At 57.4% G+C, this 17,202-nt stretch carries 11 protein-coding genes and 3 pseudogenes; 11 read left to right on the top strand and 3 right to left on the bottom strand.

What is annotated here, in order from left to right; all coding sequences use genetic code 11:
• Nucleotides 1-460 (bottom strand): annotated as a pseudogene (locus tag ACCD00_RS19325) (hypothetical protein); the annotation flags it as partial.
• Here ACCD00_RS19325 and ACCD00_RS19330 point away from each other — a divergent pair.
• The 5 genes and pseudogenes from ACCD00_RS19330 to ACCD00_RS19350 all read left to right on the top strand — a co-directional run.
• Nucleotides 446-613, top strand: a pseudogene (locus ACCD00_RS19330) (oxidoreductase); the annotation flags it as partial. The pseudogenes ACCD00_RS19325 and ACCD00_RS19330 overlap by 15 nt on opposite strands.
• Nucleotides 614-821: 208 nt before the next feature.
• Nucleotides 822-1,007, top strand: a pseudogene (locus ACCD00_RS19335) (hypothetical protein); the annotation flags it as partial.
• A 759-nt stretch (nt 1,008-1,766) separates the two neighbouring features.
• Entirely contained in the window at nt 1,767-2,978 is a 1,212-nt protein-coding gene (locus ACCD00_RS19340; RefSeq protein ID WP_413426935.1) for a patatin-like phospholipase family protein, read from the top strand.
• Nucleotides 2,979-3,301: 323 nt separating this feature from the next.
• Nucleotides 3,302-4,531: an alanine racemase gene (gene alr / locus ACCD00_RS19345; RefSeq protein WP_413426937.1), complete on the top strand. Its 1,230-nt coding sequence runs from the start codon at nt 3,302-3,304 to the stop codon at nt 4,529-4,531.
• A 1,045-nt stretch (nt 4,532-5,576) separates the two neighbouring features.
• A complete protein-coding gene (locus tag ACCD00_RS19350; protein WP_413426939.1) occupies nt 5,577-6,254 on the top strand; it encodes a DUF3313 domain-containing protein in 678 nt (225 codons plus the stop codon).
• 132 nt (nt 6,255-6,386) lie between these two features.
• Here the strand turns inward: ACCD00_RS19350 and ACCD00_RS19355 are convergent, their stop codons facing one another.
• The gene (locus tag ACCD00_RS19355; RefSeq protein WP_413426941.1) at nt 6,387-7,085 is read right to left on the bottom strand and encodes an ion channel; all 699 of its coding nucleotides are present in this window, start codon (nt 7,083-7,085) and stop codon (nt 6,387-6,389) included.
• Nucleotides 7,086-7,625: 540 nt separating this feature from the next.
• On the opposite strand from ACCD00_RS19355, the gene ACCD00_RS19360 reads away from it, so the two are divergent.
• The 6 genes from ACCD00_RS19360 to ACCD00_RS19385 all read left to right on the top strand — a co-directional run bounded on the left by ACCD00_RS19360 (nt 7,626) and on the right by ACCD00_RS19385 (nt 16,106).
• Entirely contained in the window at nt 7,626-8,477 is an 852-nt protein-coding gene (locus tag ACCD00_RS19360) for a sugar phosphate isomerase/epimerase family protein (RefSeq protein WP_413426943.1), read from the top strand.
• A 14-nt stretch (nt 8,478-8,491) separates the two neighbouring features.
• Nucleotides 8,492-9,562: an isopenicillin N synthase family dioxygenase gene (locus ACCD00_RS19365; protein WP_413426945.1), complete on the top strand. Its 1,071-nt coding sequence runs from the start codon at nt 8,492-8,494 to the stop codon at nt 9,560-9,562.
• Nucleotides 9,563-9,608: 46 nt separating this feature from the next.
• A complete protein-coding gene (locus ACCD00_RS19370; RefSeq protein WP_413426947.1) occupies nt 9,609-10,403 on the top strand; it encodes an ABC transporter substrate-binding protein in 795 nt (264 codons plus the stop codon).
• Nucleotides 10,404-10,467: 64 nt separating this feature from the next.
• Nucleotides 10,468-12,015, top strand: coding sequence for an amino acid ABC transporter permease/ATP-binding protein (locus ACCD00_RS19375; RefSeq protein ID WP_413426949.1), 1,548 nt, complete (start codon nt 10,468-10,470; stop codon nt 12,013-12,015).
• Nucleotides 12,016-12,061: 46 nt separating this feature from the next.
• On the top strand, nt 12,062-12,850 hold the full coding sequence (locus ACCD00_RS19380; protein WP_413426951.1) for an SDR family oxidoreductase: 789 nt from the start codon (nt 12,062-12,064) through the stop codon (nt 12,848-12,850).
• 403 nt (nt 12,851-13,253) lie between these two features.
• Nucleotides 13,254-16,106, top strand: coding sequence for a multicopper oxidase domain-containing protein (locus tag ACCD00_RS19385; RefSeq protein ID WP_413426953.1), 2,853 nt, complete (start codon nt 13,254-13,256; stop codon nt 16,104-16,106).
• Between the two features lie 107 nt (nt 16,107-16,213).
• Here ACCD00_RS19385 and ACCD00_RS19390 read toward each other — a convergent pair whose 3' ends face one another.
• On the bottom strand, nt 16,214-17,170 hold the full coding sequence (locus ACCD00_RS19390) for an AraC family transcriptional regulator (RefSeq protein ID WP_413426955.1): 957 nt from the start codon (nt 17,168-17,170) through the stop codon (nt 16,214-16,216).
• Between the last annotated feature and the right edge of the window lie 32 nt (nt 17,171-17,202).

Here is a 17,202-nt window from a genome sequence, read left to right on the forward strand (position 1 = left end):
GGGGATTCCTCCGCGGGGGCAGGAATATTTTACAGTGTTCTGGCGGGCCCTATCGCTGGCAAGCCAACTTGCCCTGCTTGCTGGTGATAGGACACTGGTAAATGCGGAGCCACAATTTTCAAGCTCCCCATCTTGTCTGCCGGCAGCACTATCATCAGCTGTCGAACAGGCATCCGTGTAAGGCGCATGAGCATAGCTCAGAACCGCCATATCTTCTGGCAAGTCATCGGCAATACGCAGGGAAAATTGCTGGAGCGTTGGCTCCGCTAACACAAACAACCACGCCTGGTCGTCAGCCTCACCCATGCGCCGAAGAACTCGTCCCAACACCTGTCGGTAGTGCAGTTCTGTTCGAATACGACTGAGGTATATCAGTCCCCTCGCTGATCATTCCTACGGCAACTACCCAGCGGCAGTCGCTGCTTTTGAATTCATTGATTACCTTCTGAGCATCGGCAGTGGCCACAAACCGAGCGCTGAGGTCGTTGACGAGTTTTACAAGCAGGCAATTCCAGCTGATTCGGTTGCCCGAGCCATCGCCTACGCGATCGAGCAACCTGCTGATGTAGACATTAACGAGATCGTCTTGCGCCCAACGTCGCAAGATTTCTGATTCGAGCAATGCCCCGCGCGTGATTCATCCGTAGCAACCGTATTTTCCTGCGACGAGAGCGGTTACCCCTTGCGCTAGTGGGCCTCGTGCTTACCGGCGTTTTTACGTTCCCAATTCAGTTGCCCAGTAACCTGGCGTGAGTGAGTGTGCGGGCTAATGTCTCAGCAACGCGTTCCTTCCACCTAGAGCGTTGGAATGCTTTTGCCATCTGTCACAGCTGTCTCTTGCACCTGCGGTGAAGGCGGGGCATGTCTACGCCGTAATGACCTACCTGTGGACGTTCGTAAGCAGCCTGGATGATGCTCCCGGCATGATTGATCAGATGGCCAGGTTGAAGGACATTGGCAAACGCGTCAGCCCAGGTCTGAAAGATGGGGATGAACAGAAGATCTGATGTATTGAAACGTAACGTCATTGAGCATGTCACGCCCACCAAGATTGCATCCTCTTTTTGATGGCTACAAAGCGATGCTGGTGGAAGAGGTCCGCACATATATTACGTGTCATGACCTGCTCCAAATTGAGGTACTCACTGCATCCCGGGTCGGGGGACTCGCCAGCGCGTTCGGTTCGGTCGCGCTCCTGTGGCTTGTTCCGGGCTCCCTCCCTACAGTGATGTAGCGCCTAGTTTCGACAGGGCGAGTAAAAAGCGCTTTGCCATCAATGGCCGCTATGGGTCGGATGCGGACTCTCACGAAGGGCAACTGTCGGCCAACCGCGCCATATCCTGTCCAGGTCTGGTGTATGGGCAGGCCAGGAAACGCAGAGCCGGGACAAGACCACCATGACTTCGTTTCTCTGCCTGCGGGTCTGCTCCTCTGATTGATCACGACAGCGCGCGCAAGTTGATGGCGAAACTCGTGAGAGAAACTCCGAAAGTCTGTGCAAACACTGCTCCCTTTAAGATGTGACCCGTCCTGAGTATTACGTTCTGCCCCTTAACCTGGAAATCTCAAGGGCTTTCGTATGGAACCAAGAGCGCGTGGCCAATGAGTTTTTTTATCATGTAAAGGAGCGCAAAATGAGCTACCTGGCGTTCGAATGACGTGTCGCAGTCGACTGGCGCGTAGTCATCACGGGCACCATGGGTAAGGACTTTCTCGGGTACGATGAGCGCGCATGCTGTCGACTGCAGGGGGCCGGAGGAGGCGTTTTGAAACCATTCCCGCCAGGACCTGGCACCTCAACTCTGAACATGTTCCTGCAAGGTGGCTTGCCACGCCGTGACGCTGTGCCGCAAACGTTAACGGAAAAAGCAGTCATCCCGGGCATTCCCAATGCTCGCTACTGGTTGGACCACGACCTGACTCTGTTCATTCAGGATGCAATTGATGGCAACAAACGTGAGAGCGAGGCTCTCGCCAGGGCCGGGAAACCGAACAACGTCCTGCCGCAGGCAAGTATGCTGGCAGTTTCGGGAGGCGGTGACGCAGGCACATTCGCAGCGGGACTCATTACGGGGTGGACCACGCATGGGACCCGCCCCATGTTCAAGGTCGTCACGGGCATTAGCGCGGGCGCCCTGCTCGCCCCGTTCGCTTACCTGGGATCCGGGTACGACGACGTTATTCGGTATATCGCCAACGCCATCGGTCCAAAAGACGTTTTTCGTTCGCGAAACGTGCTAACCCGTCTTGCCAGCGACGGTATAGCGGACAGCAAGCCACTGTCGCGACTCATTACAAAGTACGTCACTGCGGAGATTCTTGCGGCGGTTGCGTCGGAATACGCCAAAGGACGCATCCTGCTGATCGGCACAACCGACCTTGATTCAGGGCGGCCAGTCACTTGGAACATGGGCACTATTGCCTCTAGCGAAGCACCGGGAGCGCTCGACCTCTTCCGCAACATCATGATCGCGTCGATGAGTATTCCCGGCGCAGTCTCGCCCGTCATGATCGATGTGGACGTTGACGGCAAACAGTTTCAGGAAATGCACGTGGACGGAGGGGTAATCACTCAGGTGTTCCTTTACCCACCTGGCACCAAGATGGCGCTGAACAGAGCCACCGGAGCACCTTTGCGACTTGAACGTCATTTCTATGTCATTCGCAATGGGACACTGGAGCCACAGTGGTCCGGGACGAAACGCCGTACATTGAGCATCGGCGGTCGAGCCATCAGTGCATTGATTCAAACTCAGGGGATCAGCGACCTGGAGCGAATTTACCGTATGGCGCTGCAGGATGGAGCGGATTTCAACCTTGCGTACATTGGCTCCGACTTTAACTTTGCGCACAATCAGAAATTCGATGGCGAGTACATGAAGCGTTTATTCGATTACGCCTTTCAACTCAGCGCGAAGGGCTATCCGTGGCATAAATCGCCGCCCTCGGAAAACACCAGACTACGAAACGCCCACTGAACGATTTAGCCAATCTGTTGCGTCGACCGGTTGAATCCACAGCCAAAAGCGATCATCCGCGATCTCAAACCGTAACGCCGATGAAGATCAGCAGCTCCAAAAGCGATTCGGTCCATTGCCTGCGTTGTAACTCGACATGAGCTTAGAGGGTAGCCATCCAGGTAACACACATTCCTGATGCCATCGCTTAGGGCCAAGTTGAGCGCGAACAAACTCCTTACTTCTTTTTACAACTTCGAACACGGCACACAACGAAAACTTACATCGCCTTCCAATAATCGGCACTCGAATAACAAAAAGACCGATTACACGGAGAGTATCAAATGCCCTTTACCCGTACTGTTCTAGCGTTGTCCCTCGGCCTGTTTTTTTTGCAGAGCCAGGCCCAGGCGGCGCCGCCGCTGTCGCTCACTAACGGCAACTCCGAGCTGACTGCGCAAATCAGCAATGCCTGGATTGAAATCAACAAGTCCGCGTTAGAGCATAATATCCGTAGCCTGCAAGCGGAGCTGGCCGGCAAGTCGAAACTCTGTGCGGTACTGAAGGCCGATGCTTATGGTCATGGTATCGGACTGGTGATGCCTTCGGTGATCGCGCTGGGTGTACCGTGTGTGGCAGTCGCCAGTAACGAAGAAGCGCGAGTGGTTCGCCAAAGCGGCTTTAAAGGCCAGTTAATCCGTGTTCGCACCGCCTCCCTGGGTGAACTGGAAAATGCTCTGCAGTACAACGTCGAGGAACTGGTTGGCAACCTCGATTTCGCCCGCCAGGCGGCCGATCTTGCACATAACCACGGTCGCAAACTGCAGGTGCACATCGGCCTCAACTCAAGCGGCATGAGCCGTAACGGCGTGGAAATGGCCACCGAACAGGGCAAGAAAGACGCCGTGGCAATCACAAAGGTACCGAATCTGGAAGTGGTCGCAATCATGACCCACTTCGCGGTGGAGGATAAGGACGACGTACGCAAGGGCCTGGCAACCTTCAACGAACAAGCGGCTTGGCTGATGGACGTGGCCCAGCTCGATCGCAAGAAAATCACTCTGCACGCGGCCAACTCCTTCGCCACCCTGGAAGTACCCGAATCGCGCCTGGACATGGTGCGCACGGGCGGCGCGTTGTTTGGCGATACCGTCATTTCGCGCACTGAATATCGGCGCGTGATGCAATTCAAGTCGCATGTGGCCTCGGTCAATAACTATCCCGCTGGAAACACAGTGGGTTACGACCGCACCTTCACCCTGACACGTGATTCGAAACTTGCCAACATCACGGTCGGTTACTCCGATGGGTATCGCCGCGTGTTCACCAATAAAGGCGTGGTATTGATCAATGGTCATCGCGTGCCGGTGGTGGGCAAGGTTTCGATGAACACCGTGATGGTCGATGTCTCGGATGCACCCGACGTCAAGGCAGGTGATGAAGTAGTGCTGTTTGGCAAGCAAGGCGCAAGCGAAGTCAGCCAGGCTGAAGTCGAAGAGATCAACGGCGCGCTTCTGGCCGACCTCTACACCGTCTGGGGCAGTGCCAACCCGAAAATACTGGTCGAGAAGTAATTCCACCACCATCGTAAATTACAGGGCACGCTCATTCGGGCACAGTTTTGCCAAGCGCGGAAAAGCTCAAATGTATGGCAGGGACCGACAGGAGAGAGGTCGCATTCTCTTGCTGGAAGGTGACCATTATGTTTTTTTCCGCGCTGACTCAACGTATCGCCGGTGACGGCACAGTTGCCTGAGATATTCACTACTGCGCCATGGCGGTGAACAGCCTAGTCCGGCACCCTCTGGACAAGTTCCTACCGCCTCGCTCAAAAGAAAAATCAAACCTGCCAGGAAACGCCGTTACACATGGATCAAGCGAAACGTCCACCAGTGTTCGGGCCTACACAAAGAGGCTGTTGCGCTTCAGCCTAACCACCCCATTCATAAAATCACGAACCTGGCACACTGAGTCAGACTGCTAGCCTTCAGGGGGAAAGGCCGCTTCACGCCCTGAGGAAGTCAGTCAACTTTGATCAAGGTTCTTGAGCAACGGTGAACCGCGCGTCCTCTGTGCAACTAAATCCGGGTGAACGCTGATGACTACGTTGACAGATGTGCATAACGGGTCATGGCCCCGCCCAAGACGAAAGAGCACTTCATACCCTGGACAGCATGCTCGAAACTTTCGAACATCTAGACTCGGCGCCAGGGGGTTGTCCTACTCGACAGGCAAAGAACGGCTGATAGCTGCCCTCTGTGACAGGCAGCAATCGGCCAGAAGCAATGGGATGGACTCCTCCTCACCTCGGCATGCGCCTTGGCTTGCCCGCGGTGCATTTGGATATGGGCTTAGCCTGGCAGCGCCGTATCGGACAGCGATCGCAGCGTTATGAAACCTGACGTATTGCCACAGGGCCACCTATGCTTTGGATCAGGACACCGACATCATTTGGACAAAGATCTGGCTCGGTTACATGCCGGTGAAGCAGACCAAGTCCACAACGGGCAATCCAATCTCCGGTCAGTTCGACAACACCTGGATTCAAGCTTGAAACATGGCTTTGCGTTTCTGATTTTCTGTTGACGGAACACGACTTAATCCTGGAGTAAACCCAACATGACCTTGGCCCATAAACTGTTTGTCGGCGTCGCACTAGTCTGCCTGCTGCTCGGCGGCTGCACCTCCCAGGTCACTGAGCGCGAGCAGTACTCCGGCTTCCTGTCCAACTACAACAACCTGGAAGAAGTGACCACCGCCACCGGTGAGAAGGCACTGCGCTGGGTAAGCCCGTCGTGGAACCCGAATGCGTACGACACCATAGCGTTCAGAACGCTGGAGTTTTATCCCGCGCCGAAACCCAATGAGCAGGTCAATCAGCGGACGCTAGCCGACTTGCAGGATTTCATGTCCAGAAAGGCCAAACTCGTGCTGGGCCGGAAATACCAGAGAGTGTCTAACGCGGCCGCTGCACCAGCCGGGTCACACTCCCTGATCCTGCGTGCGGCAATCACCGGCGTCAGCGCCTCGAACGAGGGCATGAAGTGGTATGAAGTGATGCCGATCGCGGCCGTTGTCGGAGCGACACAGGCAGCCACCGGTCACCGGGATCAAGACACTAATCTGTTCATCGAAGCCGAATTCATTGACGCGAGAACCCATCAGACAATGGCCAAAGTGGTGCGAAAGGTATTCGGGAGTCAGCTAGAGAACGAGAGTCAGCAAATCACCACCAAAGACTTTAAAACCGCTATCGAAAAATTGAATACCGATCTCTGGACGTTCGTCCACAGTTGAACTGACTCTTTGGATCAGATGCTGTCTCTCACGAAGGGCAACTGTCGGCCAGAAGCAATCGTTCGGAGATGTTCATTAAGTCAAGGACGACTCAATCACTAATGCCCGGAGGTGGCTCAGGCAAATCGAGAGTCACTTAGTCTGATTCGACGGATAAAGACCGGCAAGCCGCGCTATCACAACACCAACATAAAAGACGCCTGAAAATTCTTCGACCATCACAAGTGAGCGGGCGTGGTTGGTCAACGGGATAACATCACCGTAACCGGTGGTCGTGAGCGTCGTGAGGCTGAAATAGATCAGTTTGAAGAAAGTGCCGGGCTGTCCGAAGTCGAGGTGACCTGGACCGAATGAGCCAGCGCTGGATATCTCGACCAGGGCATAGACGAAGGACCAGACGAAGGCCAGCATGATGTACCCCGCAAGTGCGCCATGCAGCTTGTCGGCGGTAATTGGTCCGCGTTTGAGAATATAGCGAAGCACTCCGCTAAACGAGACTGCAAGGGATGCCGCATAAGATATTCCGGCAAGAAAAAGAATCGCGATACTCTCAGTCCACAACGCAGCCCATTGAAGGCCAACCCCAAGCAACGCCAGGCCCAGTTTGAGAATGAACCCCCGCCGAGTCTGCCTGGTGGCGAAAGCGCCCACGAGCAGAACGGCTGAAAACAGAATGCCAAGCAATGTACGGGCAAATAGACCTTCCTCAAGAAAAGGAAAAAGGAGAATCAATCCTAGCAAGAGCAGCAATAGATAGGTGCAGGGCCCTTGCCCTATTACTATCTGACCTAAATCCTCGTCGGATTCGGCTTTATCTTGCGGATTTGTCATACCGGTTTCCCAAAGATTGAAATAACGCTCGAGACTTGACGCTGCAGGTTTGAAATCTGGCCTGGCTTTAGAAGTGTCGGCAGTGGAATTCTAGTCGCGAATGCATGTGAGAGGATTCAGCCGGACAGCTATGGGTCGATTTTTACCCTTCACGACAGGCAGAAATCGGCCAGGAGCCCGCTAAGCAGCCCGCTGTCGCTTGGGACTCTTCAAAATGATGCCGTAATGAAGGCACATCTCGCTAATAGCCAACGTAGACACGTATTCGCCTCAAAAACCCCCTCTGACAAGCACGATAATTAGCCAGCTAATTGTTAACGAAAATCTGAACTATTCATTTGAGTTTTCAGATTCTTTCGTCGTGCGGCCTGTGCCTAACATCGGCTCCACAGCGAACCAGTCTCGGTATCGCTCAGTGGGATCAGATGACGCAGAGACCCGGATCCGAAGTCCCCTGCTGCCGCTGACCATTGATCGCCAAGCCGTCTGGTGCCGTCGAAGTGCTTTTGCACCAGGCCCTGGGATTTTTGAGGATCACCGATGAAGCTGGAAATCTTTCGCACGCTGTGGGGTTACACCGCCAGCAAGGCTCAGGCGCTCGATGAGTTGCTGCGGGCGGGCTTTGATGGCATGGAAGCACGCCTGCCACTGGACGCCGGTGAACGGGCTGAGTTTGGCGCGTTTCTAGAGGCCAATCGCCTGGGCTATATCAGCACCGTCTTCACCGCGTACGACGTACTGCCCGACCAGTCGGCAACGCCTGCAGTGCACCTCTATGACCTGGACCGCAAGCTCGCCCTGGCCGCCGAACTCGGTCCACGCTTCGTCAACGTACTGGCGGGCAACGACCGCTGGTCCTTGCCACAACAAGTGGATTTTTTTGGCCAGGCACTGGATCTGGCGCGCAAGCACGGCCAGGTCTGCAGTTTCGAAACCCACCGCTCGCGTTCGCTGTTCAACCCCTGGGTAACCCTGGAGTTGATCCGGCAACTGCCCGATCTGTTGTTCACCAGTGACATCAGCCATTGGGTGGTGACCTGCGAGCGTCTGTTGAACGACCCGGCCGATGACCTGAGCGCTTTCGTCGAGCGGGTTCACCATATCCAGGCGCGGGTCGGTTACGACCAGGGCCCGCAGGTTCCGCACCCGGCGGCCCCCGAATATGCAAAAGAACTGGCGTTCCATCAGCAGCACTGGGAAAGCATCTGGCGCTCGCAGCAAGCCCGTGGTTACCAGGTCAGCACCCTGACCCCGGAATTCGGCGCCGACGGCTACCTGCATCATTTGCCCTTCACCAATGTCCCGGTCGCCGACCTGTGGTCATTGAACGTGTGGATGGGCCAGACCGAGCGCGAACACTTCGAGCGTTTCCACCACAAAAGCCATCCTTAGGGAGCCGATGCGTCATGCCTGACAATAAAAACAACAGCGCCAGCACTGACACACACAAAGCCAACTTCAATAGCATCCCGGTGGTCGACATCGCCGGTCTGTTCAGCGTTGAACTGGAACACCGCCTGGCCGTGGCCGAACAATTGGGGCGTGCCGCCAGCGAAGTCGGGTTCCTCTATATCACCCATCACGGCATCGACCCGCAACTGATCGCCAACCTGCGCAAGGCGGCCAAGGACTTTTTCGACCAGCCCTTCGACACCAAGATGCGGCACTACATCGGCACCTCGCAAACCCACAAGGGCTTTGTACCCGAAGGCGAAGAGGTCTATTCCAAAGGCAAGCCGGACCACAAGGAAGCCTTCGACGTCGGCTTCGAAGTCCCGGCCGATGACCCGCTGGTGCTGGCCAATACGCCATTGCTGGGGCCCAACGACTGGCCGCAGCTGGCAGGTTTCAAGGCATCGGTGCAGGCCTACTATGAAGCGATCTTCGCCCTGGGCCGGCGCCTGTTCGGCGGCTTCGCCCTGACCCTGGGCCTGGACGAAAACTATTTCGACAGCCTGGTCAGCCGTCCGCCGTCCAAGCTCCGGCTGATCCACTACCCCTACGACGGTGCGGCCCATGACGCACCGGGTCTGGGCGCCCATACTGATTACGAGTGTTTCACCATCCTCCTGGCCGACAAACCTGGCCTTGAGGTGATGAACAACCTTGGTCAATGGATCGATGCACCACCGATCGCCGATGCCTTTGTGGTCAACATCGGCGACATGCTGGAAGTGATGACGGCAGGCGCATTCGTTGCCACTGCGCACCGGGTGCGCAGCGTGAAGGAGGAGCGTTATTCCTTCCCGCTGTTTTATGCCTGCGACTATCACACCCAGATCAAACCACTGCCCGGGTTCGCCCAGGCCGGCAACGACTACGAAGAAATCACGATCGGCGAACACATGTATGGCCAGGCGCTGCAGACCTATCAGTATCTGCGCCAGAGGGTGGCCAACGGGGAAGTTCAACTGCCAGGCAAGGCACGCAAGCCCGCCAGTTTCGGACATTTGAAAAATCAGGCTCAACTGTCCTGATTGAAGTTTTCAGTTAAATCCTTATCTACGCCGGAGTCAGTAAATAATGAAAAACAATAAAAAAAACCTGTTGAGCTTGGCTGTATTGGCAACCGGCATGCTCGCTGCCTCGGCAAGCATGGCCGCGGCGGACACGTTCAAGGTCGGCATGGAAATCACTTACCCTCCTTTCGAATCCTATGACAAGGACAAGAACGTGGTGGGTTCGGACCCCGAATTGGCAACGGCACTGGCCAAACACATGAACGGCAAGGTGGAGTTCGTCGACACCAAGTTCCCGAGCCTGATCCTGGGCCTGAACTCCGGCAAGTACGACGCGGTCATTTCCGGCATGTACATCACGCCGGAGCGCCAGACTCAAGCCCAGACCATCGCCTATGCCAACACCGGTGCTGCGGTCATGGTGCCTCAGGGCAGCGAGATCAATGCGAAAAAGCCTGAGGACCTGTGCGGCTTGAAACTGGGCCTGGAACAGGGCACTACCTGGGTCAAGGAGTTCCGCAAGCTGTCCGACGACTACTGCGTGCCGAACAACAAAGGCGCCATCACCGTCAGCGAGTACCCCTCTGCGCCCGAAGTGACCCAGGCCCTGTTGTCCAAAAACATCCAGGCCCAGGTTGAAATCGCCGGTGCCGCAAAAATGATCGCGGAAAAAACCAATGGCCGGGTCGTGATCACCACCGAGCACCCGATCTATCAGCAAACCCTGGGCATCTTCGTCAAGAAAGGCAACGACGAAACCTTCCAGGCTTTGCAAAAAGCCTTCGAAGAGACGAAAAAGAGCGGTGAATACGCCGCTATCCTTAAGAAATATGGCCTGGAAGAGCCGGCTGCCCAATAAGAACCTGTCCTTGTAGTCTGGTCATCTGCCGTCCCTGCACGGGGGCGGCAGATCGAGGTGCCCTATGCAATTCGATTGGTCGTACTTTCTCTCCCTGTTCTCCTTGCCAGACTTCTGGAAAGCCTGCGTCACGGTGATCCAGCTCAGTGCCCTGGCCTGGTTCATCGGCATGCTGCTGGGTTTTCTCCTGGCCACGGCCAAGCTGTCCCAATCGCCCTTGCTGCGCATGCCGGCAGCTGCCTATATCTGGTTTTTCCGCAGCATCCCGTTGCTGGTGCTGGTGGTGTTCGTCTACAACCTGCCGCAATTGTTTCCCGGCAGCGGACCGATCCTGTCCAACCCCTTCTATTCCGGCTTGTTGGCCCTGGTGGTCACCGAGGCGGCGTACATGGCGGAAATCCATCGTGGCGGTCTGATTTCCGTGGCCAAGGGCCAAAAAGAAGCCGGGCGCGCGCTGGGTGTCGGCCTGTTCGGCATGCAACGCCTGATCGTGATTCCCCAGGCTTTCCGTATTTCGCTGCCCACGCTGATCAATGAATACATCACTGTGGTCAAGCTGACATCGCTGGTCTCGGTCATCTCCCTGACCGAAATCCTCACGGTCGGCCAACGCCTCTATGCCACCAACTTCCTGGTCATGGAGACCCTGGCGGCGGTAGGCGTCTACTACGTATTGATCGTCACCGTGTTCGGCTATTTCCTGCAGCGCCTGGAGCGCTACCTGGACCTGAACTTCCGCAAGCCGCACACACTCGACGCGGCCACCATTGCCAAATTCAAGGCCTGCGCCGAAGCGTTGCCCGACACTGCGCGCAAAGCCGCCGGCAACAACGCGACGCCCATCCTGCAACTGAAGAACATCCAGAAAAGCTATGGCACGCACAAGGTGCTGCTGGGTATCGACCTGAATGTCGACTACGGCCAGGTGGTCTCGATCATCGGGCCATCCGGTTCCGGCAAGACTTCGCTGATCCGCACGGTCAACGGTTTGGAAAGCATCGATACCGGCAACATTCTGTTGTTCGGCGAAAAATTCATCGAAGCATCGGACAAACCCAACAGCTCCCGCCTGCGCAAAGGCGTGCGGCACATCGGCATGGTGTTCCAGAACTTCAACCTGTTCCCGCACCGCACCATTCTCGACAACGTCACGCTGGCACCGCGTTACCACGGCCAACCGGGCGAGTTGAGTGAACATCATGCGTATGCGCTGCTGGACAAGGTCGGCCTGCTGGCCCATGCCCACAAGTACCCGCACCAGCTCTCCGGCGGGCAGCAACAGCGTGTGGCGATCGCTCGGGCCCTGGCGATGGAACCGCAGATCATGCTGTTCGACGAGCCGACCTCGGCCCTCGACCCGGAATTGGTCAACGACGTGCTCAACGTGATCCGCGACCTGGCGAAGGAAGGCATGACCATGCTGATCGTGACCCACGAGATGGACTTTGCCATGTCGATTTCCGACCGGGTGATTTTCATGGAAAACGGCAATATTCAACTCGATGCCGCACCTGAAACCATACGATGCGACGCCAAGGGCGAGCGAGTACGGCGCTTCATGGGAATCGCTGCCCGATCGCCAAACCTGTCTGCTACGGTGGACCATGCATGAACAGGCAATCACTTTCCTTGAACTACCTACTTTCAGGAAAACCCGCATGAATCTTGGAATAGCAGGACGCTGGGCGCTGGTCTGCGCCGCCAGCAAAGGCCTGGGCAAAGCCTGCGCACAGGCACTCGTGCGCGAAGGCGTGAACGTGGTGATCACCGCACGGGGCGAACACACGCTGAATGAAACGGCCCGTGAGCTCAGAGCGATAAATCCTCAAGTGACGGTCATCGCCGTGGCCGGAAACATTTCGACGCCCGAGGGTCGGGCGGCAGCGCTCGAGGCCCATGAGCATTTCGATATTTTGATCAACAACGCCGGAGGCCCTCCCCCCGGGGATTTCCGCGAATGGAATCGCGACGCCTGGCTCAAGGCGCTGGATGCCAACATGCTGACCCCTATCGAATTGATCAAGGCAACGGTAGACGGTATGGCGGCACGCGGATTTGGCCGGATCATCAACATCACGTCGAGTGCCGTGAAGTCCCCTATCGAAAGCCTGGGCCTGTCCAATGGCGCGCGCAGTGGCCTCACGGGGTTCATCGCAGGGCTCGCCCGACAGGACAACATTGCCAGTCGCAATGTGACGATCAACAACCTGCAACCGGGCTCATTCGATACCGATCGACTGCGTGACAACCTGGTCGCTGCCGCCGAAGAGTCGGGGCAAGACAGTGAGGTATACCTTGGCGAATGCCGTGCCGAAATCCCTGCCAAACGCTTTGGCTCACCCGAGGAGTTCGGTGCGCTGTGTGCCTTCGTTTGCAGCAGCCATGCAGGCTACCTGACCGGGCAGAACCTGTTGATCGACGGAGGAGCCGTTCGCTCCAGCCAATAATGACGGCAGGCACAATGGGACATGTAGGAGCGAGCTCGCTCGCGATGGTCGTCAACGATGCCGCGCGTTTACAGACTGAACGCAGCACTCTTGAGTCCATCGCGAGCGAGCTCGCTCCTACAACTTCTCCTGACCCGAATACCCCGCAAAATCGCGCCCTGTATTGGGGGGGGTATCCCCCAATATCGGGGGCCTTCACCCAGCTTCAGATACGCCCGCGCGAAGCCTGCAGCAAAGGGAATGTGGCGTAGAGCCATTAATCAATTCCTTTCACTTTTGGCAAAAAAATTGCGTCGTAAACATCCCGGCTCGAAATAAAACCTTTCGCCAGCCGGCCCGAAAGTCGTGGCCAGTTACCCAGGTAGTGCCACGCGCTTCGCGGAACCCGTCAGAGGTGTTTGCGATGAAACTAGATACCGAAAGGTTGACGCCTAGTCCATTGTTCAAAACCAGGCTGGCGCTGAGTATCTCTGCTGCCGCGATCATGCTGGGGTTGGGCTTGTCCCACACCCAGGCAGCCCCCCTCGACAACACTGATCAACCGCCTCCTACCGACCCATCGGCGTTCACCAATCCGCCTGCCGACCCCAATGCCGCATTGAGGGACTTGCTCAAGCTGCCTCCGGCAAACGTCGGCGCCTTCGACTTGCCCAATGGAGTGGTCGGTAACCGAAAGACACCCTTGGCCGACAATGTGCTGCCACCCAATCTGCAAACCAGTTTCAATATCCCCACTAACGGTAATGCCAGCCCATTGTTCGGGGCTCAACCGTTCACACAGAAGCTTGAACTTTTCGAGGAGTTCGGCCCAAACAAACTGGATGCGACCGACCCGCCATCACCCGTGCCGTTTCCAGTCCCGACGGTGGGGCCCGCACCGGCGCAAGATCCATTGAAGGTGGCGCGTAGCGGCCCATCGCCGGCTGCGCTGGATGCCTTTCTCAGGCAGCCGGCATTGACGCCCTTCCCGACAGAGTTCTCCAATGTGCTGGACTTCAACCCCTGGAGGGCGCAGATCGAGGACTTCCTCAATCGCCGGGTCAGTTCGCCCGCAGAAGGCCGGCCACCAGGAAAAGGCTGGTCGCACCAGCGCTTCAATGAGTTTTTCCCGCGCAACGCCTTCAAGACTGCGCAAGCCGGCGCGCACGTCAACAGCGGCTTGCGTGATCGTCTGCAACGGCATAACTACGCCGTGGGAGAGTTTGCGCCAGGCGGGCTCTATCACAACACCAACGGCAACCCGGCCAACGAGGGCACCACCAAGGGTATCCAGGTACAGTTTCACCCCAACCTCCCTGTCCAGGACCATAATGCGCTATGGACATTCGACGGCACCTTTCCGCCCAAACTGCTGCAAGTACGCTATGGCCAGGCGATGCTGATGCGTCATTACGATGCCTTGCCCATTGACCCGTCGGCCAACCGGGGCTTTGGCCTGCACACCCTCACCACCCATGAACACAACGGCCACTCCCCCGCGGAAAGCGACGGCTTTACCAACGCGTTCTTCTTCCCGGGCCAGTACTACGACTATCGCTGGCCGATCCAGTTGGCCGGTTACGACACCATCAATACCAAGGCCGAGGACCCGCGGGCAGCGTTCCCCTGCGACCCCGGTGAAACCCTGTTCGTCAACGACGCCACCCCCGGCTTCAAGACCTGCGACCACGGCACCATCAAGATCCGTGGCGACTGGCGCGAAACCATGAGCACCCACTGGTTCCACGACCACATGCTCGACTTCACCGCGCAGAACGTCTACAAGGGCAACGCGACGATGATGAACTACTACAGCGCCGTGGACCGTGGCAACGAGTCGGTCGACGACGGGGTCAACCTGCGCTTACCCAGCGGTTCGGCGCTGGGCTGGGGTAACCGCGACTATGACATCAACTTGACGATCGCCGACAAGGCCTGGGACCAGACCGGCCAACTGTGGTTCAACCCCTTCAACACCGACGGCTTTCTCGGTGACCAGGTGCTGACCAACTGGGAGTACAAGCCCTTCCTGGAGGTACGTGCCCGCCGCTACCGTTTCCGCATTCTCGACGGATCGGTGTCTCGCTATTTGAAGCTGGCGTTGGTGCGTCAGGTCAATGGTAATGGTGGCGAGTTCCCTGGCCCGGCAGGTTCCGGCCTGTCTTATACCCGCGTGCCGTTCCACATGATTGCCAACGACGGCAACCTCATGGAACACGCGGTGCCGTTCGATGGCAGCCTGGACCTCGACGGCGACGGCGACACACAGGACAACAATGCCATTCTGCCGCTCCTGGGCATTGCCGAACGCTATGACATCGTCGTCGATTTCGCGAAAAACGGCATCAAGCCAGGCGACAGGATTTACTTCGTCAATATCGAAGAGCATCAAAACGGCAAGCGTCCCAATCGTGAAGTTCCATTGGCGGATGTACTCTCCGAGAGGTACCTGCCCGTCGTCAGGCAAACCAGCCATGGACCACAGTGGGTCAACGGTGACCCGGGGGTTGGCAGGTTCATGCAACTGAACATCCAGCCTTACAGCGGCCAGGATGTCAGCCTGAATCCGGTCGACTACGAGCCCGCCAAGCCAGGCAAGCCCGAAGGCAAGTTCATGATCCCCCTGCCCTTGCACCGTGATGACCCTGCCGATATCGCCCGGCTTGCCCAGGCGCGGCACCGCACCTTTATCTTCGGTCGCTCCGATGGAACCGATGAGACGCCCTGGACGATCAAGACCGATGGCGGCCCAGGCTTCAACATGGACCCACGGCGAATTTCAGCCGCGCCACAACTGGCCAACGGCCCGACACCGGCCGGGTTCAAGGGTGAAGGCACGCTGGAAATCTGGAAGATCCAGAACGGCGGCAATGGCTGGAGTCACCCGGTGCATGTGCACTTCGAGGAAGGGGTCATTCTCAGTCGAGGTGGCAGGCCACCACCAGAATGGGAAAAAGGGGCGCGCAAGGATGTCTATCGTATAGGCGACGATCCTGACAGCCGCGACAATGTCGAAATGGCCATACGCATCCGTGAGTTTGCCGGTACCTACATGGAGCACTGCCACAACACACAGCATGAGGACACCTCGATGCTGCTGCGCTGGGACTCCGAGCACCCGGGCCAGTTCCAGTTGATGCCCACACCGTTGCCCAGCTGGGACGGCGTGAAATTCGTGAACTCGGTTGCGTTACCGACCTTCCGTACGGGAGATGGCGTCGGGCCACAGGTCAGGGTCAACAATAACCAGGGAGATAACAGCGGCAGCGGAGGCTAGCATGACCCTTTCAACCCAAAGCCGCCTGGCATCACAGTCGGCTTTGGGTCGATGGTCGGACATTGGCAGCCTGGCTTTTTCAGGGTGTGCAACGGCACCGGACCTTCTCATGCTGACTGTCTGCGCCAGGTGCCGGGGGATGTGCCGAACTGGCGTTTGAATGCGCGACTGAACGCGGCTTCGGATTCGTAGCCAACTGCAAAACCGACTTGCGCCACATTGCCGCGACCTTCGCGCAGGTGTTGAGCGGCCACATGCATACGCCAGAGCGTCAGGTATTGCATCGGTGGCTGTCCGACCAGCGCCGTGAATCGCTCCGCGAAAACCGAGCGCGACATGCCCACCTCAAGCGCCAGGGCTTCCGCAGTCCAGCCTTCGGTCGGACGAGCATGGAGTAGCGCCAGCGCACGCCCGATATGCGGATCCCGCAAACCTGCCAGCCATCCGCGCCGCTCGGCGGGCAGGCTGGCGACATACTGGCCGATGGCTTCGACGAATAGCAGCTCGGACAGCTTGGCGATGACCGTTGTCGAACCGACGCGCCCCGCCGCGATTTCACTGACAGCAAAACGGAACGAGCTTTCGATCCAGGCGCCCGAAGCCGTCGCGCGTACGTCCAGTTTCAACAAGGATGGCAATGACGAAAGCAACGGGCTGAAAGGCGTTTCAGAGCCGAGGAATCCGCACAACAACTGTGTGGCCTCGCCGCCCCCGCCGTACTTGATCCGCGAAATCCCACCGACTTCCGGTGGCTGAATGACTTCTCTGGCCGGCATGGGCGCAACGCTCAGGTCGCTGCCAAAAGAGTGAGCGTCATTGCGAGGCAGCAGAACCAGTTCGCCTGCCCCCACGTCGACGGTGGTATCACCGTCGATGCGTATTTGCATGTGCCCCGCCGCGACAAAATGCGACGCAATGATATGCCGGGGTACCGCCAGGAACGGTTTGCAATCATCCGCCGAGAGTCTTCCGTTGATGCACCAGGGCGCAGTGAGCTCCGCCTCGAGGAACACCCCCCCAGACAGCCGAATCACCCGCAAAACATCAGAAAGCGCGTCCAGCAATTGCCAGCCCTCCTTTCCGGAGTCCGGAGCAT

The sequence above is a fragment of the Pseudomonas sp. Pseusp3 genome (assembly GCF_047304225.1).
GTDB classification, from domain to species: Bacteria; Pseudomonadota; Gammaproteobacteria; order Pseudomonadales; family Pseudomonadaceae; genus Aquipseudomonas; species Aquipseudomonas fluorescens_CD.

Bases quoted from the DNA above. Each gene is read 5' to 3' on its own strand.
- alr (WP_413426937.1), top strand. From the start codon at position 3,302: ATGCCCTTTACCCGTACTGTTCTAGCGTTGTCCCTCGGCCTGTTTTTT.
- ACCD00_RS19350 (WP_413426939.1), top strand. From the start codon at position 5,577: ATGACCTTGGCCCATAAACTGTTTGTCGGCGTCGCACTAGTCTGCCTG.
- ACCD00_RS19355 (WP_413426941.1), bottom strand. From the start codon at position 7,085: ATGACAAATCCGCAAGATAAAGCCGAATCCGACGAGGATTTAGGTCAG.
- ACCD00_RS19360 (WP_413426943.1), top strand. From the start codon at position 7,626: ATGAAGCTGGAAATCTTTCGCACGCTGTGGGGTTACACCGCCAGCAAG.
- ACCD00_RS19365 (WP_413426945.1), top strand. From the start codon at position 8,492: ATGCCTGACAATAAAAACAACAGCGCCAGCACTGACACACACAAAGCC.
- ACCD00_RS19370 (WP_413426947.1), top strand. From the start codon at position 9,609: ATGAAAAACAATAAAAAAAACCTGTTGAGCTTGGCTGTATTGGCAACC.
- ACCD00_RS19375 (WP_413426949.1), top strand. From the start codon at position 10,468: ATGCAATTCGATTGGTCGTACTTTCTCTCCCTGTTCTCCTTGCCAGAC.
- ACCD00_RS19380 (WP_413426951.1), top strand. From the start codon at position 12,062: ATGAATCTTGGAATAGCAGGACGCTGGGCGCTGGTCTGCGCCGCCAGC.
- ACCD00_RS19385 (WP_413426953.1), top strand. From the start codon at position 13,254: ATGAAACTAGATACCGAAAGGTTGACGCCTAGTCCATTGTTCAAAACC.